This is a genomic window from Chryseobacterium sp. W4I1, assembly GCF_030816115.1.
GTDB lineage: Bacteria > Bacteroidota > Bacteroidia > Flavobacteriales > Weeksellaceae > Chryseobacterium.
Window position 1 is genome coordinate 2,686,065 of sequence record NZ_JAUSXQ010000001.1, and the last position, 26,008, is coordinate 2,712,072.

Sequence of the window (26,008 nt, forward strand, 5' to 3'; positions counted from 1 at the left end):
AATAAAAATCAGAGCCTCAAAAACATCTAGCTTCTAATCCCAGCTTCTAATTTCTTTTTCTTAAGCATCCATGGAATCACAAAATAGAACCCAAGTGCAATACCTACTGACAATACACCTGTTCCTATCCATAGTGTATTAAAACCAAGCTTATCAGCCGTCATTGTTCCAACGTAAGGTGTTATAATAAAAGCTAAGGCTACTGAAATCCCATTCAGCCCCATATAAGCACCTTTATTATTTTCCCCCGAACGGAGCGCCGTAATAGTTGATATGAAAGGAAGTGTCCAGATCTCACCGATACAAAGCAGTGTCATGGAAACTATAAGGGTGAGGATAGAATAATCAAAAACCAGCATTACGTAGGAAATACCACATAATACAGTTCCTAAAAGAAGGGTAAAGGCTAGACTGAAATATTTTTCGGCGATCTGTACAAAGCCCATTTCCAGCAGAACGATCAGAAAACCGCTGTAACCCAGAATATAACCAATATTCTGTTGACTTAAATGGGCTGTATCTTTATAGAAAATAGTCAGAGTACTGAATAACTGAAAAAAACAGATGGCGAACAGCATACAGAAAAAACTATAAATCAGGAACTTTCCATCCCTATATGGAGAGTTTGCTTTTTTAACGGCAGCAGCTTCTTTTACTTTTTTAGGTTTCTTTGAAGCCAGTTTATTTCTTTTCCCGAAAAACCGGATATACATTAACCCAGCCAACAGAGCAGCCAGGGCATTACTGAAGAATAAAAATTCGTAAGATATGGCTGATAAAATTCCGCCTAATGCAGGACCAATGGAAAACCCTAAGTTTACGGCCATCCGGTTAAGGGAGAAAGCTCTGGTGATATTTTCAGGTTTAGCATATTTAGTGATCGCTACAGAGTTGGCAGGACGGAAAGTTTCACTCACGATACTCTGGATCAGAATAATGGCCGCCAGTCCAACTTCTGTTTTAAAAAGCGGTATCAGACAGAACAACGGAACACTTAGAAGCAGGCTCAGGCTCTGAACCCGGTATTCTCCAATTTTATCCGTGATTAATCCTCCCAGCCAAGAGCCCAATACGGAACCTATCCCAAAAAAGCTCAGAATAATACCTGAATTTTCTATACTGAAATGCAGATGAGCAGTCATGTATACTCCCAAAAACGGAAGTACCATAGATCCGGCACGATTGATAAGCATGACCAGCGCCAACATCCAGCTTTCTTCAGAGAGTCCTTTGAAAGAACTCGTGTATACGCTAATTAATTTCACAATATTATTTTTAGGGGAGAAAATTGAGTGAGGTGCAAAATTACGCAAATTGGCATAGAGTACCCTTCAAAAGGCATTTTTTTTATCAGTCAAATCAATAAAAGTAAAATATACAAGTTTAACTTGAATCAATAAATATTTAACTGCCATCCTATAATCAACTTTTATAATTTTCGTAAATTGCAGTAGTAAAGGGATTTTTTCGATTTAAAATTCTAAAGTAAAATTTATCCGAATCAATACATGCAGATGATAACCTACGAGAATTTACATGATACGCTGTCGTTTTACAGTATTGACTGCCGGCAATCTTATTACATCTCCTCCGGAAATCCTATTTTTGATTTTCCCGAGACACCGTTCCGAATGGATTATTATGCTTTGTGTATCTGTACAGCGGGAGAAATAAACATTGAGATTGACAAGCAAAAATACCATATAAATGCTCACTGTTTTCTTATTGCTGCTCCCTCTACCATTGTAAAGTTTCTGGAGACCAGTGAAGATTTTAAAATGAAATTGTTGTTTTTCGATAAAAATTTTCTGATCAAAAATATTTCCGATCCTTTTATTATTGAAAAGATGAATCTGTTTTCTAGCGGATCTTACAATATTGTCAGGACCAATGAGAAAAACTCGGTGCTATTACAGAACCTTCTGGATTATCTGAAGAAAAAATCCAGAAAGCAGGGAAAATTCACCGAAGAAATCGTTCGTACTATTATTTTTAATCTGCTGCTGGAAACAGCGGATATTATAGAACAGGAAAACAGCAGTGCTTTTGAAAAAGAGGAAGGTAAAAAAGATATTTACCTGAAATTCAGCAGCCTGATCCGTGATAACATCAGAAAGGACAGAACGGTACAGTTCTATGCCGACCAGCTTTTCGTCTCCAATAAATATCTTATTGAGGTCATTAAAAAAGCATGTGGTAAAACACCTCATCAAGTCATTGATGAAACATTGCTGAAAGAAGCCTATATGCTACTTGGAAATCCCGATATTACGATTTCTGAGATTGCTTTTGAACTGCAGTTTAATTCCGCTTCCGCTTTCGGAAGGTTTTTCAAGAAACAGACCTCCCTCTCCCCTTCCGAATACAGAAGCAGGGAAAACATCCTGTCATAAGAATTTGGGGACAGTAATTCTGACATTCGGGATATGACCTTCGCTGTGAATAGAGGTACCTTTATATTGTTAATTAAAACAATACAAAATGAGTATAATCAATTCAAAATTCGACAAAGTTTTAAATGCTTCAGAACAATTCGGAAAAGTAAACCACGAGCCGGATTCCAGTAAAGAAGTTCAGATTAACACTCCTGAAAAGACGATGCCTTTTTCAGATCAAATCGGAAATTACCAGCGTAATATAGGAATTCCTTTAAAATCCTACGAAAACACAAAAATATATATTGTAGGAAGTGGTATTGCAGGAATGTCTGCAGCCTATTATTTCATCCGTGACGGCCGTGTTCCGGGGAAAAATATTATTTTCCTTGATCAGCTTAATGTAGAAGGCGGTTCATTGGACGGCGCCGGAAATGCAAAGGACGGATACATCATCCGTGGCGGAAGGGAAATGGATATGACTTATGAAAATCTTTGGGATATGTTCCAGGACATTCCTGCTCTTGAGCTTCCTGCACCCTATAGTGTATTGGACGAGTACCGTCTGATTAATGATAATGACCCCAATTATTCTAAAGCAAGGCTAATCCACAATCAGGGACAGATCCAGGATTTCAGTAAATTCGGACTTGAGAAAAAAGATCAGCTGGCTATTGTGAAACTTTTACTGAAGAAAAAAGAGGAACTTGATGATCTGACAATTGAAGATTATTTTACGGAATCTTTCCTTAACAGTAATTTCTGGTTCTTCTGGCGTTCTATGTTCGCTTTTGAAAACTGGCACAGCTTACTTGAACTGAAACTGTACATGCACAAATTCCTTCATGCTATTGATGGAATGAAAGATTTCTCATGCCTGGTATTCCCAAAATACAACCAATATGATACGTATGTGACTCCTTTAAAAAATTTCCTTGTTGAAAAAGGAGTACAGATCCAGTTTAATACTCTGGTGAAAGACCTGGATATACACATCAATACGGAAGGAAAAACAGTGGAAGGAATCATCACGGAACAGGATGGTAAAGAAGTAAAAATTCCTGTCGGAGAAGAAGACTATGTGATTGTTACGACAGGATCTATGACCGAAAGCACATGCTATGGCGATAATAATACAGCTCCTGAAATCACGATAGACAATACCAGTGCAGGACAAGGTGAAGGCTGGAAGCTATGGAAAAATCTGGCTGCCAAATCAGAAGTCTTCGGGAAACCGGAAAAATTCTGCAGCAATATTGAAAAATCTTCCTGGGAATCTGCCACACTGACATGCCGACCTTCTGCATTTACGGAGAAATTAAAAGAACTATGCGTCAATGATCCGTATTCAGGAAGAACAGCTACCGGAGGGATTATTACAATCACAGATTCCAACTGGGTAATGAGTTTCACTTGTAACAGGCAGCCGCACTTCCCTACCCAGCCAGATGATATCCTGGTGGTTTGGGTCTATTCTCTTCTGATGGACAAAGAAGGAAACTATATCAAGAAAACAATGCCGGAATGTACCGGAAATGAGATCCTTGCAGAATTGTGTTATCACCTGGGAATGACTGATCAGCTGGATAATGTAATAGAAAACACAATTGTCCGTATTTCATATATGCCGTACATCACTTCTATGTTTATGCCGAGAGCTCACGGTGACCGTCCGAGAGTAGTTCCTGAAGGATGTAAAAATTTAGGATTGGTAGGACAGTTTGTAGAAACCAATAATGACGTGGTATTTACTATGGAAAGCTCTGTAAGAACGGCAAGGATTGCGGTTTACAGTCTTCTTAACCTCAACAAACAGGTTCCTGATATTAATCCGCTGCAATACGACATCCGACATTTATTAAAAGCAACACAGGCGCTGAACGATTACAAACCGTTCTTAGGCGAAGGTATTCTAAGAAAAGTATTAAAAGGAAGCTATTTTGAACATATTCTGGTAAACCGTCCGGAAGAAAAAGAGGAACATGAATCTTTCTTTATGGAACAGGTCGGAAAATTCCAGGACTGGATCAAAGGAGTAAAAGGATAGCATTAAAAAGACTGGAAGATGAAGAAGGAAGTTACTATTTTAAATAGTTTATTCCATAATGAAGCAGTCTTAAACAGCTAACAAAAAAGCAGGACTTTTTCAAGTCCTGCTTTTATATTATCGTTGTAAGATTATTCAGGTTTGAAAGAATCTTTTAACGTTACTGTACGGTTAAATACCAATGTTTCGTCCGTAGAATCCTGGTCTTTTGTAAAGTACCCGATTCTTTGGAACTGAAGCGGCTCTCCTACCGCCACATCTTTCAGGCTTGGCTCAGCAAATCCTTTGATTGTAGTTACCGATTCAGGGTTAATGAAGTTTAGGAAATCTACATCTTTCTCTGCATCCGGCTGTTCAACAGTAAAGAGTTTATCATAAATTCTTACATCTACCGGGATCGCATGAGTAGCAGATACCCAGTGAAGCGTACCTTTTACTTTTCTTAAACTTTCTTCCGTTCCGCTTCCTGATTTACTCTTTTCATCATAAGTGGCATAAATTGTAGTGATCTCGCCGTTTTCATCCTTCTCTACCCTTTCTGCTTTGATGATGTAAGCTGATTTTAAACGAACTTCCCCGCCTAGTTTCAGTCTGAAGAATTTATTATTAGCTTCTTCTTTAAAGTCTTCTTTTTCGATATATAGCTCTCTTGAGAAAGGAACTTCTCTTGTCCCCGCATTTTCCTGTTCAGGATTATTTTCAGTTTCAAGCCATTCTTCTTTACCTTCAGGATAATTTTCAATCACCAGCTTTACCGGATCTACGACAGCCATCACACGTTTTGCAACCTTATTCAGGTCTTCACGTACACAGAAATCCAGCAATTGAATTTCGATCAGGTTTTCTCTTTTGGCAACACCTACTTTTTCAATGAAATTTTTAATAGATGCCGGTGTGAAACCTTTTCTTCTCATTCCTGAGATCGTAGGCATTCTTGGATCATCCCAGCCTGTTACTACTTTTTCAGCAACAAGTCTTTGAAGTTTTCTCTTGGAAGTGATCATATAAGAGACATTCATTCTTGCAAATTCTCTTTGCTTAGGCGCTACTTTAGATTCATCATAAACCTGCTCCAGATACCAGTTATAAAGTGGTCTGTGATTTTCAAATTCCAATGAACATAATGAGTGCGAAACCTGCTCCAGATAATCAGATTCACCATGTGCCCAATCATACATCGGATAAATTTTCCATGCAGTACCCGTTCTGTGGTGAGGTCTTTTCAGGATTCTGTACATTACAGGATCACGCAAATTCATATTAGGTGAAGCCATATCAATCTGAGCACGAAGAGACATGGTGCCTTCTTCAAACTCTCCGTTCTTCATTCTTTCAAAAAGATCAAGAGATTCTTCAACCGGACGGTTTCTGTATGGCGACTCAATTCCCGGTTCTGCAGGGTTCTTTCTCTGCTCTGTAATCACCTCAGATGACTGCTCATCTATATAAGCCTTTCCATCTTTGATCATCTGTACAGCCCAATCATAAAGCTGCTGGAAGTAGTCTGATGCATACAGCTCTTTATCCCATTTAAAACCGAGCCATTCAACGTCTTTTTTAATAGAATCTACGAATTCCTGCTCTTCTTTTTCAGGGTTCGTATCGTCGAAACGAAGGTTTACGGGAGCGTTGTATTTTTCACCCAGTCCAAAGTTGATACAGATGGCTTTTGTATGACCAATATGCAAATATCCATTAGGTTCAGGGGGAAAACGGAAACGGATCTGTTCTTTTGTAAGACCGTTTGCCAGATCATCTTCAATAATTTGCTCAATAAAATTGAGTGATTTTTTTTCTTCTTCCATTATTAAATTAGCTTTTATTGTATGCAAAAAAAGTTTGACAAAGTTACGGAAAATTTAGGGCTTAAGGAAATGATAATTAAAGCCGAGCTGATGATAATTCAGTATTTTTAATTAATTTAGATAAAACTAAAAACCCGTTCACAAAATTTACCTACTATGGCTGTTTATATCTTAAGCAATCGTAAAATTGTTCGTCATAAAGGCGAAAAAGAGGATTCATTCTCTAACGATGAATACTCTATTCCTAATTTCAGGATCGCAAAATGTGATTTTGACAGTTATAAAGAACCTACCGTAGCCGCTAAAAAGAAGAAAGACGATACCAACCGCAGTATTTTAAACTATAAATTATTTTCTGAACCGGAAAAACAGGGTTATCAGGATGTGCTGGATGTTCTTCAGAATGAAAAAGGTATTAAAGAGTCTACTTTAACAGCTAATAACCTTGGAGGAACCCAAAGGATGTTTTATGAGTTGTATAAGAATATGTCCTCTACAAAAGACCGAAGTGATGTTCTGATTTTTATCCATGGCTATGCGTATAATTTTGACGATGAATTAAAAGCCATTATTGACCTTAAAAAACTGTTTATTGATAATCCCGATTCCCCGATCGAACATATTTTATTTATAAGCTGGCCGGCTTCAAGCAGTCTTGTTCCACTAACTTATTTTGACGATAAGGCATCAAGCATCAATTCGGGATCTTCACTGATGCGGCTTTTTTATTTCTACACCCAGTTTTTAAAGGATATTTTTTCAAACCGGGATCTGGCTCCATGCAATCAAAGGATACATCTGATGGCTCATTCGTTGGGAAACAGAGTCCTTCAAAGTATGCTTTACAGTCTTAAGAGGGAAAATATTTTGCGGGTTATAGATCAGGTACTTCTTCTAAATGCGGATGTCACGTATAAAGTTTTTGAAGATTCCGAAGACTCATTCAATAAGCTTCCACTGCTGGCCAACCGGGTTTCGATCTATTTAAACAGAAAAGATACAGTGCTAGGAATTTCACAATTCACCAAGAATATCCTGACCCCAAGATTAGGCAAAAACGGACCCGCCGATCTTGAAAAATTCAAAGATATTGTTTCCGTGATCGACTGTACGTTTGTAGAAGATGATATTTTGAACAGTCTTAAATATGAAGTGGGAAACCATTGGGGTTATCTTTCCAGTTCGATGGTACAAAAAGATATTTTTCAGAATTTATACGGGATAGATAGAAATTTAATAACCAATAGGTTAAAAAATAGCGAAAATATTTTCACAATTAGCTTCTAAAAGTTTTTTTTAATAAAAAAACCGTAACATGAATTATATGTTAAACTTTAAACCAATGTTTAAGTTGGCATAAAGATTGCAATTTTCATTAAACAGAGAAATACAATTTTATCATGAGAAGAATTAAAAGCAAGTTTTCTTTATTATTAAATTATATTAAGGAAGCAATTTTTGTAAAAGACGTGATTTAATTAGAAGTTTAACCTTTAAAAACGAAATTATTCGGCACATCACTACTCTACTTTAAATTACTGTTTACATTTAATACCTTTCATAGTTCTTATGAAAGCAATAATTATTTTATAATACCGCAACTTTTCTAGTACTTTAATAAGATTAATTACACAATAAATCCAGCTTATGTGAATTTAGTTAATTTATGTTAAAATGTTGCGCAATAAAAAAAAGAGATTGATATTTACTATACAATTAAAATATTAAATATGAAAAATCTAAAAAAATTTAAGCGTGAGGAACTAAAGACAATTAAAGGAGGAAACGTTCCAATTGGCTGTAACAGCTGGGACCCGAAACTAAGATGTTGCAGAGCATGGGCCTCTGACTACTGTAGCAATATGACTTGCCCGGATTCACCTCCTTCAGGCTGCTAGTTAACTATTTCTCAGTCCTATTTTGGAAATATAACAATTCATTTCTGAGATCCAAGCTAGATTCAAAATTATTTACAAACAAAGATCCGGTGCCCAAACCTTGTGGCATCGGATTTTTTTTTGTGAACGTATATTGAGCGATGGCATTTAGTCCTATGTTACTTTCCAATGCAGAAGTAATCCACCAATCAATATTCTGTTCTTCTGCGAGCGAGATCCATTCATCTGAGCCGGCAAAACCACCAACCAAGGCTGGCTTTAGAATAATATACTGTGGTTTAATTGTCTCTAAAAGTTTTTTCTTTTCAACCGGATCTGTAATTCCAATCAGTTCTTCATCTAAAGCAATTGAAGTAGGAGTTTTAGCACACAATATAGCCATATCATGCCAATTGCCAGCTTTAATGGGTTGCTCAATAGAATGAATATCAAGATCTGCCAGTTGATGTAAAACAATCTCCGCTTTTTCTCTGGTGAACCCACCGTTAGCATCTACCCGAAGTTCCAGCTGATCTTTTGAAAATTTTTGTCTTAATTTTTGGAGAATTGCATGCTCAGATTCCCAATCTACACCGATCTTCAGTTTGATACAGTGAAAGCCTTTCTCAAGCTTTTCCAGAATTTGTTCCTCCATATACTGGATATCTCCCATCCAGATCAGTCCATTGATGACAATAGCAGACCTCCCTTCTGTAAACTCACTGGGAAAGTACAGACGATCTCCATATTTCAAATTCAAAACAGCCTGTTCATATCCGAACCATATCGAAGGAAATTCTATAAGTTCATCTTTTAAATACTGATAGTCTTGATCAATATTTTCACAAAGCCACTGCAGTTTTTGTTCATAATCCGGCCTGTCATCAAAACTCAACCCTCGGAATATAGCACACTCTCCTATCCCTTTCTTTCCGTGCTCTTCAACTTCAAGAATAAAGGTTTCCTTTTCATGCAAAACGCCGCGAGACGTTCCGCTCGGGCGTTTGAATTCTAATAAATATCTTATGTAAGATGCTGTCATTATTTTACACTGTCGATCCGCATAAATTCCTCAGCTTTTTCTACCATCTGGATGCTTCCACAGAAAAACGGAATTCTCTGGTGAAGTTCCGTAGGTTCCACTTCAAGAATTCTTCTGAATCCGTCGGTTGCTTTTCCACCAGCCTGCTCTGCAAGAAACGCCATAGGATTACATTCATACAACAATCTCAGTTTTCCGTTGGGAGCCTGAGAATAAGAAGGGTAAATATAAATTCCTCCTTTCAGCATATTCCTGTGAAAATCTGCTACTAAAGAACCAATATATCTTGATGTATAGGGACGGTCTCCTTCTTCCATCTGACAGTATTTAAGATAGTTTTTTACACCCTGGGGGAATTTTATATAGTTTCCTTCATTGATAGAATAGATTTTCCCATTGGTAGGAAATGTCATATTAGGATGAGAAAGGTAATATGTTCCCAAAGAAGGATCTAAAGTAAATCCGTTCACTCCATTTCCGGTAGTATAAACAATCATCGTAGAGGAACCGTAGATCACATATCCTGCAGCAATCTGATTGATTCCTTTTTGAAGGAAATCTTCAAGCTGAACCGGAGTTCCAGGTTCTGTTACTCTCCTGTAAATAGAAAAAATGGTTCCTACAGAAACATTCACATCAATATTGGAGGAACCGTCCAGCGGATCGATCAATACTACATATTTACTTAAATGACCGTTTTCACCACATTTAATGTCAATAAAATCATCATTTTCCTCTGATGCAATACCACAAACAACCTCTCTTTGAGACAAAGCTGTAATAAATATTTCATTGGCAATTACATCAAGTTTCTGCTGTTCTTCCCCCTGAATATTCTGATTTCCGGCAGCTCCTGTTATATCTACAATCCCGGCTTTATTTACTTCTCTGTTTACCACTTTTGAAGCCAATCTTATTGCGCTCAGTAAACGAGAAAATTCACCCGTAGAATACTGAAAATCATCCTGCTTATCAATAAGAAATTCTCCTAAAGTCTGTAATGGTTGGTTTGACATATTTTTCTTTTTACGTTTTCTCCAAATTTCGGAAAATTTATCGGAGAAAGAAAGCTTTTATTAGAAAAGACTTTAGCTACTGTATGTCAACACAATACAAGAATACCAAAGCTGTATTCACTAAAACATTACTAAATAATTAATCCCCATTTGATGACAATAAATCAATGAAATTCTGATAATATTCTTCAAGTCTCAATTTTAATTAAATCTTAATTGCTTCCAACCGTCCGGCTCTTTCATATCTCATTGTAAAATTTATAATTTTGACGTCCGTAAAAAACTCATGTAATTTTTAATCTAACAATTTTATTTTAAACAAATTAATGAAAATTTTCAAGTTTGGTGGAGCATCTGTGAAAGATGCCGAGAGTGTAAAAAATGTGTCCATGGTTTTACAAAGCCAGGGATTTGCCAAGTGTTTGCTGGTTATTTCAGCAATGGGCAAGACGACAAATGAATTGGAAAAGGTTGTAGAGCTTTATTTCAAGAAAGATAACTATCAAACTGAGATTGAAAAAATAAAACGAAAACACATTGAGATTGCGGAGGGCTTATTTCGTGAAAACCATGCCGTTTTTGCTGAGATCAATGTATTTTTTGATGATATCGATTCTTTTTTAAGAAGAAATAAATCTCCTAACTACAGCTTCGTCTATGATCAGGTGGTAAGCTGTGGAGAGATGATTTCTACAAAGATTTTAAGTGAATATCTGAATGAAATTCAGTTCACGAATCAATGGTTAGATGCCCGAGATTATATTAAAACTGACAATTCTTACAGAGAAGGTATGGTAGACTGGGCCAAGACAGAGGAATTCATTTCTTCTTTAAATACAGAGATCTGTTATGTAACTCAGGGTTTCATTGGTTCTGATGATAATAATTTTACGGTTACTTTAGGAAGAGAAGGTTCTGACTATTCTGCCGCTATTTTTGCTTACTGCCTGAATGCGGAAGCTATGACGATCTGGAAAGATGTTCCGGGCGTAATGACCGGAGATCCCAGAAAATTCAGTGATGTTTCTCTGCTTTCCAATATTTCTTATGAAGAAGCAATCGAATTAGCATATTACGGCGCCAGTGTCATTCACCCGAAAACATTGCAGCCATTACAGCAAAAAGCAATTCCTTTTTATGTAAAATCTTTCGTAGATCCTAGTAAAGAAGGAACAAAAGTTGGGGCATCGGACAAAAACCAGCATGAAGAATCTTATATTCTGAAAGAAAATCAGGTTCTTTTAAAGATTTCTACCAGAGATTTCTCTTTCATTGCGGAGGATCACATGAGCCTTATTTTCGGATACTTGTCCAAATATAAGATCAAAGTGTCTCTGATGCAGAATTCTGCTATCTCCCTGGCTTTGTGCCTGGAAGATAAATTCGACCAAATTGATGAGCTCAATGATGAGCTTCAAAAAATATTTAAAACCAAAGCAGTTAAAAATGTATCTTTATTTACAGTAAGAAATGCGAATATGGATCATATTGATAAGTTTTACCAGGAAAAAAATGTATTATTGGAACAGATTTCCAAAAATACGGTTCAAATGGTAACACAATAATTTTAACTGCGACTAAACACATATGAGTTTAATTTCGAAAAACGATCTTATCAAAGCTTCAGGCTTAAGCAAAATCGGGTTCCTGAAAAACCCGGTTGCTTCTGCTGTCATGAGCATTGCCAAAATAAATGAAGTTAACAGACTTTACGATAAATTAAAAGACAAGGAAGGCAAAGACTTTTTCGACTCATTTGTAAGAGAAAGAAACTTAAGCTATATCGCTTTTGAAGAGGATCTGGCAAAAGTTCCCAAAACGGGACCTTTTATTCTGGTTTCAAACCATCCGCTTGGTGCCATTGATGGAATTTTAATGTGTAAGATCCTTACCGAGGTGCGTCCTGATTTCAAAGTAATGGGTAATTTTCTTTTGGAGAAGATCAAACCTATGGAACCGTTTGTGATCTCCGTAAATCCTTTCGAAAACAGAAAAGAGGCTCACAGCAGTACTTCCGGGATGCGTGAGACTTTGAAACACCTTCAGAATGGAGGCTGTGTAGGTATCTTTCCTGCGGGAGAAGTATCCAATAAAAATAATCCTTATGGCGAAATTCTGGATAGAGACTGGGAAAAACCAGCGCTTAAGCTCATCAGAATGGCAAAAGTTCCGGTAGTTCCGTTGTACTTTCATGCTAAAAACAGCCGTATTTTTTACCAACTAGCTAAGCTTCATCCAAGTTTACAGACTATGATGCTTCCTGCCGAAATGATGAATGACAGGGAAAAACCGATCAGAATCAGGATTGGAAAACCCATCACTGTAAAGACGATGGATGAGATGGAAACTATTGAAGAACTGGGTGAGTTTCTGAAACGTAAAGTGTACATGATGAAATCTTACTATGAAAAGAGGAAATCATTAGCACAAACCATTAATCTTAAAAATTTAACGATAAAATTCCCTTTGTTAAAAGAGGAAAATATTGTTCAGAATATCATTGACGAAACACCTAAAGAAGATATTCTTAAGGATATCAGCAGACTGAAAGGTACGGACAAAATGCTCTTCAGTAATGGAAATTACGAGATCTATTTTACTACTTACGAGGAAATTCCTTCTGTAATGAGAGAGATCGGGCGCCAAAGGGAACTCACTTTCCGGGCTGTGGGTGAGGGAAGTAATCTCCCATTCGACCTTGACGAATATGATAAGCACTATCATCATCTTTTTCTTTGGGACAGCAGCGCAGAGAAGCTCGCCGGTGCCTACAGAATGGCATTAGGTAAAGATGTGATGAAGAAATATGGCATCAAAGGATTCTACACAAGCTCATTATTTGAGTTTGAACAAGATATTCATCCATTCTTTAAAAAAGTGATTGAAATGGGCCGTGCTTATATCTGTGAAGAATATCAGCAGAAACCGCTTCCCCTTTTTCTTTTGTGGAGAGGAATCGTGCACGTATGTCTGAGAAATTCTGACCATAAGTTTCTCATGGGAGGGGTAAGTATTTCCAATAAATTCTCAGAATTTTCAAAATCCTTGATGATCGAATTCATGCGCTCGAACTATTTCGATTCTGCAGTAGCACAATATATTACTCCGAGAAACGAGTATAAAGTAAAGCTTCGTGACCGGGATAAGAACATCTTTTTTGAGGAAATGGAGTCTGATCTGAATAAGCTTGACAAAATTATTGATGACCTTGAACCTGAATTAAGGTTGCCCGTTCTGATCAAAAAATATATCAAGCAGAATGCTAAAGTAATCGCTTTTAATGTGGATCCAAATTTCAATGATGCGATTGATGGATTGATGTATATCAGGATCAGCGATCTTCCTGAAAGTACGATAAAGCCTGTACTTGAGGAGATGAGCGACCACATTAGAAAGGAACAGGAAAATAATTCACCTGAAAATCAGTAAGTTTTATTTTTATTAAAAAAAAGTACTGTTAATACTTGCTTCATATAGGAAAACTTCCTACTTTTGCATCACTTTAAAACAACGAAGTAAGTCAAACAAAAATATAATGGTTTCTTAGCTCAGTTGGTAGAGCAATGGATTGAAAATCCATGTGTCCCTGGTTCGATTCCTGGAGAAACCACTTGAAAACCTCTAATTTATTTAGAGGTTTTTTTGTGCTTACAATATTGCGATTATTATAATTCTGTCAATAATTTTTCTGAATCCCATACTGCTGCAAATTCATTATTCAAACTTGCCAGAGCAGTTAAATGGAGCAGTTCGGCATCATATTTTTCACCATTTATTCCCGTTCTGTCAAATGTAGCAGTTGCGTCTGAGATCACATATGTTTCAAAGCCGAAGTTCCCAGCCATTCTGGTTGTTGTTGAGACGCAATGATCCGTACTGATCCCAAGAATCATTAAGGTATTTATCTTCTGTGTTTCTAACCTTTCTTTTAAATCAGTTCCGATAAAGGCACTGTTGACATTTTTTGTAATTATGTATTCTTCATTTTGAGGAAGAACATAGTCATTAAACTGAAAACCTGCATTAGACAAATGCAGTGTAGAATTGGGATTGACAGAACTATGCCTGATATGAAAAACAGGGAGATTCAATTCTCTCCATCTTTTCAAAATAATTCCGCTGGTCTTTTCAGCATTTTTATTATTTCTTTTTCCCCAATAGTTTTCATCTAAAAATGCTTTTTGTATATCAATTAGCAACAGAGCTGGTTTTTTGTTTCTCAATTCCATCATTTTATATTATTTTTTCTAAAGTAATTAAAACATGCGACTATAAAGGTACTCTTTATACTCATTATTTAAAGGAAAGTCAAACAGATCAAATACATGCAATACGCCAGGAATTACCCATAATTCTGTTTTTACTCCTGCGTGATATAAAAGCTGGGCATATTCTATTCCTTCATCCCTAAGCGGATCCAATTCGCAGGCAACAATTGTAGTTCTGGGAAGTTTACGAAAATAATCATAATTTGTAAGATCTGCATATCTGATGCTTTTATTATTATCATTTCCAAGAAAGTGTATCCATGCTGTTTCCGCATATTTTTTATTCCACAAAGGAATATTGGTAAATTCGTTCATAGACGGTGTATTAAGCTTATTGTGAATCACCGGATATAATAAAAACTGATGTTTTATATTTTTGATTCCATTATCAGCAGCCATTTGAGTAACCGCAGCAGCTAAATGCCCTCCGGCACTGGCTCCAAATAGAGACACAGCCTCTGGATCAATTCCCAATTCTTCTTCTCCATATCTGACCGTCCATTGAAGCGCATCAAATCCATCCAAAACAGGAACCGGAAACCTGTATTGAGGGGATAATCTGTAATCAACTGATAGGATTGTAACATTTAACTTATCCGACATCTCAAACATCTGATGGTCAACCTGCTCCGGAAGCCCAAAAACATATCCTCCTCCATGAAAATAAATAATTGTTCTGTTTTTATCGAATTTTTTCGGCTGATAAATATGGAGTCTTATCTGATGGTCATCAAGAGAGCTTTTTATAAAAATATCTTTGACAAGGATATGATCTGGTCCTTTAAATGGATGGCTTTTCACAAATGCTTTTCTTTCTTCCTGAACTATTTCAGGATGATTCAGAAAAACAGCCTGATCGATTTCTAATGAAAATGGAAAGCTTTCTATGCTTAATTTCAGATCTTGGTCAATTCTATTAAAATTCATTGTAATAGGTAAAATGTGATTTTTAAATCTAAACAGTCCGCTTAATTTTATTTTGTAAATTTAAATGATGAATATTTCGTGTCCAAAAACCCAATAAATTGTGTGGAACGAACAAAAATGTAAGTATGGGCTTAAAAGAATCCTCAACCAATAACGAGAATAAAAAAAATCTGGAGCGAAGCTGTTCTGAAATATATACTGTAAACCTCATCAGCGGTCGTTGGATCCTTTCTATCTGCTACTGTCTCAGACAGGGAAAACTGAGATTTTCTGAGCTGAGGAATAAAATCCCCAACATCACAGAAAGAATGCTCACCATGCAGCTAAAGAAAATGGAAGAAGAACATTTGATCAATAAGACAGTGTATGCCGAAGTTCCACCCAGAGTAGAATATGAATTAACAGAAGTTGGTAGAAAATTAATTCCCGTTCTGGATCAATTGGAAACATGGGGCGAAGAACATAAAAAATTAAAGAACAGCCTATGATCAAGGGGAAGCACTGATATTTAAGTAAGTACATTCTTTTCCATAACCTTTCAGATACCCCGCACAAAATCTTTCTTATTAATATTAAGAAAAATTTGCACGGTATGAGAAAAAGATATACTTTTGCACCCACGTTAAACAACGAAACAATTGGTTTCTTAGCTCAGTTGGTAGAGCAATGGATTGAAAATCCATGTGTCCCTGGTTCGATTCCTGGAGAAACCACAAACCGCCTCAATCAGGGCGGTTTTTTTATTTCAACAATGCAACAATTTATATATTGATAGCAATCTTTTATCCTATTATTTAAACATCCTGACTGTCTTAAAATTCGTTAATATAAGGCTATCAATCGTCTATAATTTTGAAAATAACTATCTTCGCCTACAAATCTTATTTGAAAATGAAGAAGATCATCTCTGGGGTATTTGTTTTATGCTCTGTCATGATACTGGCTCAGGAAGCCATACAGTTTCAGGAATTACCGTTTAAAGATATCATAGCAAAAGCGAAAAAAGAAAAAAAACTTGTTTTCATCGATGCTTATGCTTCTTGGTGCGGACCGTGCAAAATGATGGAAAAGAATGTATTTACTCAAAAACCTGTCGGAGATTATTTTAATACCAATTTTGTGAATGCCAGATTCGATATGGAAAAAGGTGAAGGAAGAGAAATTGCAGCCAAATACGGGGTGCGCTCTTATCCCACCTATCTTTTCCTAAACGGTGAAGGGGAACTTGTTTCCCAAAATTCCGGGTATATGGAGGAAAGTATGTTTGTAGCCATGGCTCAGAATATCAACTCACCAGCCAATAAACAAGGTTCATTAAAGGATCGTTTTGCTAAAGGAGAAAAAGATCCTGAATTCCTGATCAACATTATGAAACTGAATTCTTCTTCAGATTATGATTTTGCTAAAAAAGCTTCTGAAAGATATTTTGAAAACAAAAAAAAGACTGAAGAAATTTCTAAAGAAGAGATCGGGTTTCTTCTCTTTTTTGTAAAATCAACGGAAGACAAAAATTATTCTACATTTTCATCCAGAAAGTCTGAAATTACGAAGTATTTACCTGAACAAACTTATAATGAATTTGACAATCAGTTAAAACTGTCAAAAATAGTTGAGCAATCTATTGATGATAAAAATAAAAGGATCAATGATGATTATTTCATGAAAACGGCAGAACCGTTAGTAGGAAAGCAACTTGCACAATCTAAACTAAACCAAACGAGACTCAGTTACTACGAGCAGAATGCCAATTACCCTGAATTTGAAAAAGCCGCATTAGAATATTATAAAAATTCTGATTCATTTGAACCTAATGAACTTCTGAGAGCAGCATGGGTATTCGCTGATCACGTCAAAACTCCTTCATCATTGAAGAAAGCTGCAGAATGGGCGGAAAAATCCGTCATGCGTGGTGAAACAGAGGAAAACACTTATATTCTGGCAAAGCTTTATTTCCTGACAGGAAACAGGGAAATGGCCCAAAACTATGCGGAAATGTCTAAGAATATGGCATCTCAGGCAGGCAAAGATTCAAAACTCGCAGAAGAATTACTGAAACAAATAAAATAAATGCTAAAACACAAATTTTTTACCACATCTATTGCACTTTTATCCATGGGAACACTTACAGCCCAGGAGCAGGAACAAGAGAAAAGTATATATATAAAAGGGAATGCACTGTTAGCGCCCATTGGCCTTCTGAATCTAGGTGTAGAAAAACAGCTCAGCCAGAAATATACTTTGCAGGGTGATGTTCTTATTTCTCCCTGGAAGTCTTTTGCAGGACATGAGTTCCAATACTACTCTGTTTCCCTGGAAGGCAGATATTATTTTAACCAAGCTTTTCACGGTTGGTATGCAGGTGCAAACATTGCTGCCTCTGCATTTGTGCTTCAGAAATGGAACTATTGGAAAAATGCCTCTTATACAAATGATCAAAACGAAGTATTTGTAAAATCTAACTTATATCAGAAAGGTGTTTCATTTTTAGTTGGTGTTACCGGTGGATATCAATTCAATATATCTGACCGTTGGAATATTGACGTGTATGCAACTATCGGTTCGTCTAGTGATTTCTATAAAGGATACGACCGTACTACCGGCCAACGTTACGAATCAGCTAAGAAATTTAATAAAAGTGGGGAAATTCTTCCTTACAGAGGAGGGGTAATGATCTCTTACAAATTAAAATAACTGTATGAAACTGTTTGGAAAAAATCATATTATTATCTCATTAATCACTTTTGTGATCCTTTTTTTAATGAACTATATTGGAAATGACCTGCCTGACAAACTGGAAAGAGCATTGATGACAGCTTTTGCAGGAGTAATAGGGCTATCCATTGGGCTTTTTATTCTTAATAAAGGCAAAAACGATAATAAGCCACCACAGAATTTTGACTGATAAAAAAGAATTGTCAATTATAAATTAAACTTCACTAGCGAATTCTTATGATTACCGAGATTCAAAATTGACTGGCAAAGACAAATTCGCAATTGACTTTAAAAATCAATCTTTGTAAATAACATATTTCGTACGGATCTTTTCAAATTTTTCCAGGTCATTTTTCCAAGACACTCTGATCTCCTGCATTGATTTCCCAGCTATGATCTGTTTTCTGAATTCATCAGTTCCGGCCAGTTTATCAAAGAATAAATTTTCCAGGAAGAAACCCTGTTGTGGGTTTTTATAATTTTTATAAGATTTAATCAGCCAATCCAGATTAAGCTCCCTTAAATCTTTTGGGTAAGATGAAAGATCTTCACCATAACATAGCTTTCCGTTAAGGAATGGATCTTTCGCTCCAAAGTTCGGCTTAGGAGTAAACTGATAAGGAAGTCCCTGTGTCCATGGAGATCCATAGATCTGAAAAGGCAGATCAGTGCCTCTACCTACCGAAACCTGGGTACCTTCAAAGAAACATAGACTTGGATATAAATTGATGGATTTATCATTTGGTAAATTAGGAGAAGGCTTATCTAAGATTGGGTAGCGTTGTTTTTTGTGATAGTTTTTCATGGGAATCAAGGTGTATTTTGCCTGTACTCCATTTTTGAGCCATTTCTCCCCATTGACCATTTTCCCATACTCTCCTATCGTCAATCCGTATACTACAGGAACTTCATGCATCCCTACAAAACTGGACCATTTCTTTTTTAATACCGGTCCGTCTGTGTATCCGTCATGTGGATTCGGACGGTCAAATACCATTATTTCAACATTATTTTCGGCACCGGCCTCCATTAAATAGGTCAAGGTTGAAATATAAGTATAGAACCTCACTCCTACATCCTGGATATCAAAAACAATGATATCAATTCCTTTTAACTGTTCAGGTTTTGGCTTTTTATTGTTGCCATATAAAGAAATAATAGGAATTCCCGTTTTGGTATCTACCCCATTTTTCACTTTTTCACCAGCATCAGCATCTCCTCTGAACCCATGTTCTGGAGCGAAGATGGTTTTAATTTTAATATTATTTTTAACTAAAAAATCCACTACATAGCTCTTATCACTCATCAGGCCGGTTTGGTTGGTGACCACGCCGATTGTTTTATTCTTTAACAGAGGTAGATAAAGATCAGATTGATCTGCACCGGTTTTAAAATCCGGTTGAACTTGAGTCTGAGAATAATATTGATTGAATACTCCTAAAAAAATTAGGCAAATAAGAAGTAAATTTTTAATTTTGAAATCTAAATTCATAAGCTTGAAGTTTCCTTTATATTTCTCTAGAAAAATAGCGTTTTCCAAAGATAACAAAAATAACCTTTCGAGGGTTATCATCTTCATCGGCAGACTTTCTGTAGCTCTGGGGATCATTGTTTCTTTAATTACTGTAGCTACCGGTTTCGGCTCAAAAAAAGCTATTAAAGAAAGACTGGCAGATTTCAGCGGGCATATCACCGTACGGTCTACAAGATCCAATTCCTCCTATAATACTTCTGTTCTTGATAATCAGGGATTGAATATTCCAAAAATCAAAGAGCTTCCGGATGTGGAAAGTGTTCAGAAGTATGCAACGGTAACCGGGATTATGCGTAACGAACATAATTTCTCAGGAATCATATTTAAAGGAATCGGAAAAGATTTTGACAGTTTGAGATTCAAGAAATTCCTTGTGGCCGGAACCACTCCAAAAGTAACGGAGAATGGCTTTAACAATGATGTAACTATTTCACAGAAGGTGGCTAATGATCTTCATCTTAAAGTTAATGACAGCATTGTCACCGTGTTTTCAAAGGCAGATCAGAAACCGATTTACCGGAAATTCAGGGTTATCGGGATTTATAAAACTGATATTAAAATGATTGATGAACAGTTCGTCATCGGAGGAATCAATCATGTAAGAAAAATCCAGGAAATGAAACCGGATGAAATAGGGGGCATTGATATATTTCTGAAAAACGTAAATGATATTGACAGGGATTTCCCTGAAATTGAAAAACTGATCGGTTATAAAAACTATGCAGAAAAAGCAACGGAGAAATTCCCGCAGATTAATGACTGGATCAGTATTTTCGATACAAATATTGCCCTGATCATCATTATTATGTTGATTGTTGTTGTCATCAATATTATTATGGTTCTTTTAATTCTTATTATTGAGAGAACCAATTCCATAGGACTTCTGAAAACATTGGGAGCAAGCAATTCACAGATAAGAGCGACTTTTATCAATTATACGCTGATCATTATGATCCCGGGACTTCTTTATGGAAATGCAATCGGTCTGGGGCTTATTCTGCTTCAGAAATTTTTCGGTATTATCAAGCTTAATCCTGAAAACTATTATGTAAGTACGGTTCCGGTAGATCTTAATCCAATCGCCATTATTTCCATTTCATTAGGAATTCTGCTCATTTCAGGGCTAGCTCTTATTATTCCAAGCTACCTGATCAGCAAAATTTCCCCAGTGAAAGTAATTAAGTATAACTAGATGAGATTTGTGAATGGTGAATGGTCCAATTGTCAATGATTGAAGACGGATCAATTTTATTATAGTTAAAAAATTAATTGTTAACTATTCATTATTTCTAGAGAAGTCAATAGCATCATTTAAATCTATAATCAGTAACTTCCGCTAGTAAAATTGACAATTAACTATTCGCCATTCACTTGAATTAATAAGGTGAGAGATAATTATCCAATGCCCTGAAGTGAGAAAATTCACAATTGCCCTTTCACCATTCACATTTTAAATCATTAATTTTAATAATTATAAGGCTAATTTTTAAAGTCTTATCTTTGCACTGCTTATAAACCATTTATGAAATACGCAAAAAATATTCTTGAAACGATAGGAAATACCCCTCTTGTAAAGCTTAACAAAGTATTAGGAGAAGACTTTCCAGCATTAGTTTTAGCAAAAGTAGAGACCTTCAATCCGGGAAATTCAGTTAAGGATAGAATGGCTGTTAAAATGATAGAAGATGCCGAAAAAGACGGCAGACTAAAACCTGGCGGAACCATTATTGAAGGGACTTCAGGAAATACAGGAATGGGACTAGCTTTGGCCGCTATCATCAAAGGCTACAAATGTATTTTTGTAACCAATTCCAAACAATCAAAGGAGAAATGTGACATCCTTCGTGCTGTAGGGGCGGAAGTTATTGTATGCCCTACTGATGTGAAGCCTACCGATCCCCGTTCTTACTATTCAGTTTCTAAAAGACTGGCTAAGGAAACCGAAAACGGATGGTATGTAAACCAATATGACAATTTATCCAACAGAGCTGCTCATTATGAATCTACAGCTCCTGAAATCTGGGATCAGACGGATGGAAAGCTGACTCATTTTGTTGCAGGTGCCGGAACAGGAGGTACTGTTACAGGTTGCGGAACATTCTTCAAGGAGAAAAATCCTGATATCAAAGTAATTGGAGTTGATACGTATGGTTCTATTTTAAAGGAATTCCATGAAACAGGTGAGCTTCATTACGATCATGCTTATACTTACATCACGGAAGGAATCGGGGAAGATATTATTCCTGAGAATTATGATATGTCTGTGATTGATCATTTTGAAAAAGTAACGGATAAAGACGGTGCTATCTATGCAAGAAAACTGGCCAAAGAGGAAGGGATTTTCTGTGGATATTCTGCAGGAAGTGCCATTGCTTCTCTTATCCAGATGAAAGATCAGTTCACAAAAGATGATGTAATTGTAGTTCTTCTTCATGACCATGGCTCAAGATATGTAGGAAAGGTCTACAATGACGAGTGGATGAAGGAAATGGGCTGGCTGGACTAATCAACATTGAAGGCAGAGTATATTTTGCCTTAACAATAAAGATATCACTTTAAAAATAATTAAACCAAAGTAAAAGCTGTTTACTTTGGTTTTTTTATAAACTTTAATTTGATTTCCAACCCATATTTACATTTGAATTAGCACTGGAGAATAAAGAAAAACAGCAGAAATTCTAAAATTTCCACTGTTTTTTTTAGTTATTTGTTTACTTCTTTATTTTCAGGAGTACTCAAAATTAATAGCCGATTTATTTAAAATCTTCAATGGCCTTATTGATTGCATCGATCTGCCTGTTGATGCTTGCAGCATTTTGAGGATTTTGTCTCAACAATTCCATCTTTTTATTCAAGCCATCTTTCAGCATTTGGGAAATCATCATTTTTACCTGAGGATTATCTCCCATCTCTCCTTTTGCATGACTTATTATTTTTGTAATGTTTTCAGTAGCTTTCAGGTTATCTGAGCTCATAATCCAGTTGTATCCTTCTTCTGCAGATTTTCCTAATTCCGGATTCTGGAATTTAATAAACGGATAAAATGCCACTAACGGAGTAATATTAGCCATCTGAGAAGTTATCTTATTTTTTACAATGACAGGAAGCAACTGCCCCAACAGTTCGTCTGATGCCCCTTCAAGATCAATTTTATCAGCCAGCGTATTGGCTTTTGAAGGATCTATCATTACTACAGCGCTTAATGAATTTCCTTTTACTGCATTGGAAACTGCACTAATTCCTTTTTCAAAAAGCGGAAGATATTTTTTATCCTTAGTTTTAGCCAGTGCAGCAATAGCTGCTGCCTGAACTAATGTCCTGGGATCATTGGATGCTAATTTTTCAACATCTGCACCTAAGGCCTTCATCTGTTCAGGATTGGAAAGATCCATTAACTGAAGGGCTTTGATTCTTGTTTTAAAATACGGATCTCTTAATGCGGCAGAAAGCAATTTTGTAGCTGAAGGATTCTTTCCAACCTGATCTTTTATATCAAGTAAAGCATTGTATCTGCTCTTAAATTCCTTAGAGTTTGTAAACTGCATAAGATTCTGCTCAGGAGTTTTGGTCTCGGTAATGTCTGCCAGCAAAATTCCATCTGCATTGATGTTGATAAGATCCGGAGTTTTAGACACATCAAAATTGAACGTGTTCTTTGCTTCGGCGTTTACCCATACATTATATCTTTTGGGCTTTCCATTGTCATAAACATCAATTGCAAGAGGAAACTCAAACATCTGCTCCTGGGACTGATTGATCGTTACGGCAACTTGTTTTTTGACAGGTTCGAAGGTAAACGTGTAGTTTAACTTTGGATTTCCGCTTCCGAAGTACCATTGATTAAAGAACCAGTTCAAATCTTTTCCTGAAACTTTTTCAAAAGACAGTCTCAATTGGTGAGCTTCTGCATTTTGATACTCATTTGTTTTCAGATAATCATTCATTCCGGCAAAAAAGGCATCATCACCCAAATAATTTCTCAGCATATGAAGAATACCGCCTCCTTTCTGGTAAGTCACCAAATCAAAAACATCTTCACGGGAATCATAATTAAACCTCACCAGGTTTTTCTTAAAATCTGCCGGATTATGAATGTACATATTTACATTCATCATCTGACGGTAATCTGCCTGATCTTTTCCGTATTTGTATTCATTCCAGAGGTATTCGGAATAGTCGGCAAAAGATTCATTCACGGTAAGGTTACTCCAGCTTTCTGCCGTCACAAGATCTCCAAACCAGTGGTGGAATAATTCATGAGCAATGACATCTTCCCATTTATTCTCATCAATCAGCTGTCCCGGTTTTTGAAGAACATCACTTCCGTGAAGGGTTGCCGTTGTATTTTCCATGGCGCCACTTACATAATCTCTGCCTGAGATCTGTGCATATTTTGGCCAAGGATAATCGTAGCCCATTTTTTTAGAGAAAAACTCGATCATTTCCGGCGTGTTTCCGTAAATCTGTTTTGCATAAGGTTCATACTCTTTTTCAATATAATAATCTACGGGAATATTTTTCCATTTGTCTTTAACAATAGCATACTCACCTACTCCCATAAAGAACAGATAAGTAGCATGTCTTTTATCCATCACCCAATGGTCGGTTCTTAAATTGTTTGCTTCTTTCTGTGAATCTTTTAAAATTCCGTTGGAAAGGGTTACATATTTATCAGGAACCGTCATGTAGATCTCCTGAGTAGTTTTCTGATTGGGCTTATCGATGGTTGGAAACCATGCAGATGAAGATTCTGTTTCACCCTGCGTCCAGATCTGCGTTGGCTTATCCGGATCTTTTCCCTGTGCGTTGATGAAATAAAGTCCTTTGGCATCATTGATGGCCATGCTGCCTTTTTGTTTTACCTCATTCGGACGTGCTGTATACTTTATATATACTGTATATTCCTGGTTTTTCTGATAAGTTTTATCCAAGCTGATCGTCAGGATTTCATCTTTATATTCATATTTCAGAGGTGATCTTTTGCCGTTGTTATCAAGAGCGACTTCGTGGATCAACATCCCTTTTGCATCAAGGATTAATTGATTCGTAGGATAAAAGTAAGGAGACGCTGTCAGCCATTCTTCACCTCCCATCTGCTCTTTCTGATAATCGAAATTTACTTTCAGCTTGGTATGTTTAAGCTCCGTTACTTTCGTGTTTGTGGCTCTGTATACTTTTTCTCTTCCTGAAGTTTCGGTCTGTGCTGATACGTTAGCGGAAAATAAAATTCCCAGTATAGCCATTGATAAGATCGCCTTTTTCATTTATTACTTTATTATTTTTTAGAATTATTCTTTGTTATTATATCGAAAATATCGTTAACCAAAGTTTCATAGTCGCCCTTTTTGAGCTGTTCCTTGGTTTTGGCGAAAGCTTTTTTCAGCTCACTTTCTGGATTTTCGTCATCAATGATTTCGATGGATGCCACGCCTTTAATCTGCAGTAAAATTTCTTTCAGTTTTTCGGCGTCTACATCCTTTTCAATGGTAATTTTAATTGATTTCATAATAGAAAATAAATAGGTCCTAAATTTACCTTAAAAGTTACAAAAAAAGTGAAGACCTAATCTCCACTTCTTTATTTTAAAATCTCATTAAATAGCTACAGGAGCTTTGATCCCCGGATGCGGATCATAGTTTTCAAGGGTAAAGTCTTCAAAATTAAAATCAAAAATATTTCTGATCTCAGGATTCAGCTTCATTGTCGGAAGAGATCTTGTCTCTCTGGAAAGTTGTTTTTTCACCTGCTCAAAATGGTTATTATAAATATGAACATCCCCGAAACTGTGAACATAATCCCCAACTTCAAGATCACATACCTGAGCTACCATCATCAGCAATAATGCATAGCTTGCGATATTGAACGGTACACCCAAAAATACGTCAGCACTTCTCTGATACAGTTGTAATGAAAGTTTTCCATCTGCCACATAAAACTGGAATAATGCGTGACATGGTGCCAGTGCCATATTTGGAATTTCGGCAGCATTCCATGCGGAAACGATCAGTCTTCTGGAATCGGGATTTTTCTTGATCTGATCGATTACTTCTGTAATCTGATCCACTACTTTCCCATTTGCTCCCTGCCAGCTTCTCCATTGTGCTCCGTAAACAGGACCTAAATCTCCATTTTCGTCTGCCCATTCGTCCCAGATACTTACTCCGTTGTCATTTAGATATTTCACGTTGGTATCTCCTTTCAAAAACCACAACAATTCATAAATAATAGATTTCAGATGTACTTTTTTGGTTGTCACCATAGGAAAACCTTTTGACAGATCATATCTCAGCTGATAGCCAAAAACACTTCTGGTTCCGGTTCCGGTTCTGTCGGTTTTATCTGTACCGTTGTCCAGGATATGCTGTAAAAGGTCTAAGTAATTCTGCATTTTTAAAAGCTGTTTTT

The 26,008-nt window shown here is 36.5% G+C and carries 21 protein-coding genes and 2 tRNA genes; 13 read left to right on the forward strand and 10 right to left on the reverse strand.

Translation table 11 applies throughout. From position 1 onward, the window contains the following. Window positions 1-26: 26 nt before the first annotated feature. Window positions 27-1,208: an MFS transporter gene (locus QF044_RS12445; protein ID WP_307272012.1), complete on the reverse strand. Its 1,182-nt coding sequence runs from the start codon at window positions 1,206-1,208 to the stop codon at window positions 27-29. A 306-nt stretch (window positions 1,209-1,514) separates the two neighbouring features. Here QF044_RS12445 and QF044_RS12450 point away from each other — a divergent pair, with 306 nt between their 5' ends. Together QF044_RS12450 and QF044_RS12455 are read left to right on the forward strand one after the other, a co-directional pair. Beyond that, entirely contained in the window at window positions 1,515-2,393 is an 879-nt protein-coding gene (locus tag QF044_RS12450; protein WP_307267672.1) for an AraC family transcriptional regulator, read from the forward strand. 88 nt (window positions 2,394-2,481) lie between these two features. Next, window positions 2,482-4,422 (forward strand): oleate hydratase, encoded by a 1,941-nt coding sequence (locus QF044_RS12455; protein ID WP_307267675.1) that lies wholly within the window; start codon window positions 2,482-2,484, stop codon window positions 4,420-4,422. Window positions 4,423-4,553: 131 nt separating this feature from the next. Here the strand turns inward: QF044_RS12455 and QF044_RS12460 are convergent, their stop codons facing one another. Beyond that, window positions 4,554-6,227 carry a glutamine--tRNA ligase/YqeY domain fusion protein gene (locus QF044_RS12460; protein WP_307267676.1) on the reverse strand — a complete coding sequence of 558 codons (1,674 nt, stop codon included), beginning with the start codon at window positions 6,225-6,227 and terminating at the stop codon, window positions 4,554-4,556. Between the two features lie 156 nt (window positions 6,228-6,383). Here QF044_RS12460 and QF044_RS12465 point away from each other — a divergent pair, with 156 nt between their 5' ends. After that, window positions 6,384-7,514: an alpha/beta hydrolase gene (locus QF044_RS12465; protein ID WP_307267678.1), complete on the forward strand. Its 1,131-nt coding sequence runs from the start codon at window positions 6,384-6,386 to the stop codon at window positions 7,512-7,514. A 615-nt stretch (window positions 7,515-8,129) separates the two neighbouring features. Here QF044_RS12465 and QF044_RS12470 read toward each other — a convergent pair. After that, the gene (locus QF044_RS12470; RefSeq protein WP_307267679.1) at window positions 8,130-9,146 is read right to left on the reverse strand and encodes an o-succinylbenzoate synthase; all 1,017 of its coding nucleotides are present in this window, start codon (window positions 9,144-9,146) and stop codon (window positions 8,130-8,132) included. Continuing rightward, window positions 9,146-10,162 carry a class 1 fructose-bisphosphatase gene (fbp, locus tag QF044_RS12475; protein WP_040998657.1) on the reverse strand — a complete coding sequence of 339 codons (1,017 nt, stop codon included), beginning with the start codon at window positions 10,160-10,162 and terminating at the stop codon, window positions 9,146-9,148. The genes QF044_RS12470 and fbp overlap by 1 nt, the downstream gene beginning before the upstream one ends. 326 nt (window positions 10,163-10,488) lie before the next feature. Here fbp and QF044_RS12480 point away from each other — a divergent pair, with 326 nt between their 5' ends. The 3 genes from QF044_RS12480 to QF044_RS12490 all read left to right on the forward strand — a co-directional run bounded on the left by QF044_RS12480 (window position 10,489) and on the right by QF044_RS12490 (window position 13,772). After that, window positions 10,489-11,727, forward strand: a complete 1,239-nt coding sequence (locus QF044_RS12480) for an aspartate kinase (RefSeq protein WP_307267682.1) — start codon at window positions 10,489-10,491, stop codon at window positions 11,725-11,727. Between the two features lie 22 nt (window positions 11,728-11,749). Continuing rightward, window positions 11,750-13,591 carry a lysophospholipid acyltransferase family protein gene (locus QF044_RS12485; protein ID WP_307267684.1) on the forward strand — a complete coding sequence of 614 codons (1,842 nt, stop codon included), beginning with the start codon at window positions 11,750-11,752 and terminating at the stop codon, window positions 13,589-13,591. Window positions 13,592-13,699: 108 nt separating this feature from the next. Beyond that, window positions 13,700-13,772 (forward strand) — tRNA-Phe (locus tag QF044_RS12490). A gap of 55 nt (window positions 13,773-13,827) precedes the next feature. On the opposite strand, the gene QF044_RS12495 is transcribed toward QF044_RS12490, so the two are convergent. Next, window positions 13,828-14,391, reverse strand: a complete 564-nt coding sequence (locus QF044_RS12495) for a cysteine hydrolase family protein (protein WP_307272014.1) — start codon at window positions 14,389-14,391, stop codon at window positions 13,828-13,830. A 27-nt stretch (window positions 14,392-14,418) separates the two neighbouring features. Next, window positions 14,419-15,357, reverse strand: a complete 939-nt coding sequence (locus QF044_RS12500; protein ID WP_307267687.1) for an alpha/beta hydrolase — start codon at window positions 15,355-15,357, stop codon at window positions 14,419-14,421. A 125-nt stretch (window positions 15,358-15,482) separates the two neighbouring features. On the opposite strand from QF044_RS12500, the gene QF044_RS12505 reads away from it, so the two are divergent. The 5 genes from QF044_RS12505 to QF044_RS12525 all read left to right on the forward strand — a co-directional run bounded on the left by QF044_RS12505 (window position 15,483) and on the right by QF044_RS12525 (window position 18,259). Beyond that, a complete protein-coding gene (locus QF044_RS12505; protein WP_307267690.1) occupies window positions 15,483-15,845 on the forward strand; it encodes a helix-turn-helix domain-containing protein in 363 nt (120 codons plus the stop codon). Between the two features lie 152 nt (window positions 15,846-15,997). Beyond that, window positions 15,998-16,070: transfer RNA gene (locus QF044_RS12510), tRNA-Phe, on the forward strand. Window positions 16,071-16,248: 178 nt separating this feature from the next. Continuing rightward, the gene (locus tag QF044_RS12515; protein WP_307267693.1) at window positions 16,249-17,424 is read left to right on the forward strand and encodes a thioredoxin fold domain-containing protein; all 1,176 of its coding nucleotides are present in this window, start codon (window positions 16,249-16,251) and stop codon (window positions 17,422-17,424) included. Then, window positions 17,425-18,048 carry a DUF3575 domain-containing protein gene (locus tag QF044_RS12520; protein ID WP_307267695.1) on the forward strand — a complete coding sequence of 208 codons (624 nt, stop codon included), beginning with the start codon at window positions 17,425-17,427 and terminating at the stop codon, window positions 18,046-18,048. 4 nt (window positions 18,049-18,052) lie between these two features. Beyond that, window positions 18,053-18,259, forward strand: a complete 207-nt coding sequence (locus QF044_RS12525) for a hypothetical protein (RefSeq protein ID WP_307267697.1) — start codon at window positions 18,053-18,055, stop codon at window positions 18,257-18,259. 105 nt (window positions 18,260-18,364) lie between these two features. Here the strand turns inward: QF044_RS12525 and QF044_RS12530 are convergent, their stop codons facing one another. Beyond that, entirely contained in the window at window positions 18,365-19,561 is a 1,197-nt protein-coding gene (locus QF044_RS12530; RefSeq protein ID WP_307267699.1) for a DUF1343 domain-containing protein, read from the reverse strand. 4 nt (window positions 19,562-19,565) lie between these two features. Here QF044_RS12530 and QF044_RS12535 point away from each other — a divergent pair, with 4 nt between their 5' ends. Both QF044_RS12535 and QF044_RS12540 read left to right on the forward strand, forming a co-directional pair. Then, on the forward strand, window positions 19,566-20,795 hold the full coding sequence (locus QF044_RS12535) for an FtsX-like permease family protein (protein WP_307267702.1): 1,230 nt from the start codon (window positions 19,566-19,568) through the stop codon (window positions 20,793-20,795). 330 nt (window positions 20,796-21,125) lie between these two features. Continuing rightward, window positions 21,126-22,109 (forward strand): PLP-dependent cysteine synthase family protein, encoded by a 984-nt coding sequence (locus tag QF044_RS12540; protein WP_307267705.1) that lies wholly within the window; start codon window positions 21,126-21,128, stop codon window positions 22,107-22,109. Window positions 22,110-22,356: 247 nt separating this feature from the next. On the opposite strand, the gene QF044_RS12545 is transcribed toward QF044_RS12540, so the two are convergent. The 3 genes from QF044_RS12545 to QF044_RS12555 form a co-directional block, all read right to left on the reverse strand. After that, entirely contained in the window at window positions 22,357-24,867 is a 2,511-nt protein-coding gene (locus QF044_RS12545) for a M1 family metallopeptidase (RefSeq protein ID WP_307267707.1), read from the reverse strand. Window positions 24,868-24,878: 11 nt separating this feature from the next. Beyond that, window positions 24,879-25,109: a hypothetical protein gene (locus QF044_RS12550; RefSeq protein ID WP_307267710.1), complete on the reverse strand. Its 231-nt coding sequence runs from the start codon at window positions 25,107-25,109 to the stop codon at window positions 24,879-24,881. Between the two features lie 87 nt (window positions 25,110-25,196). Then, entirely contained in the window at window positions 25,197-25,991 is a 795-nt protein-coding gene (locus tag QF044_RS12555) for a thymidylate synthase (protein ID WP_307267713.1), read from the reverse strand. Between the last annotated feature and the right edge of the window lie 17 nt (window positions 25,992-26,008).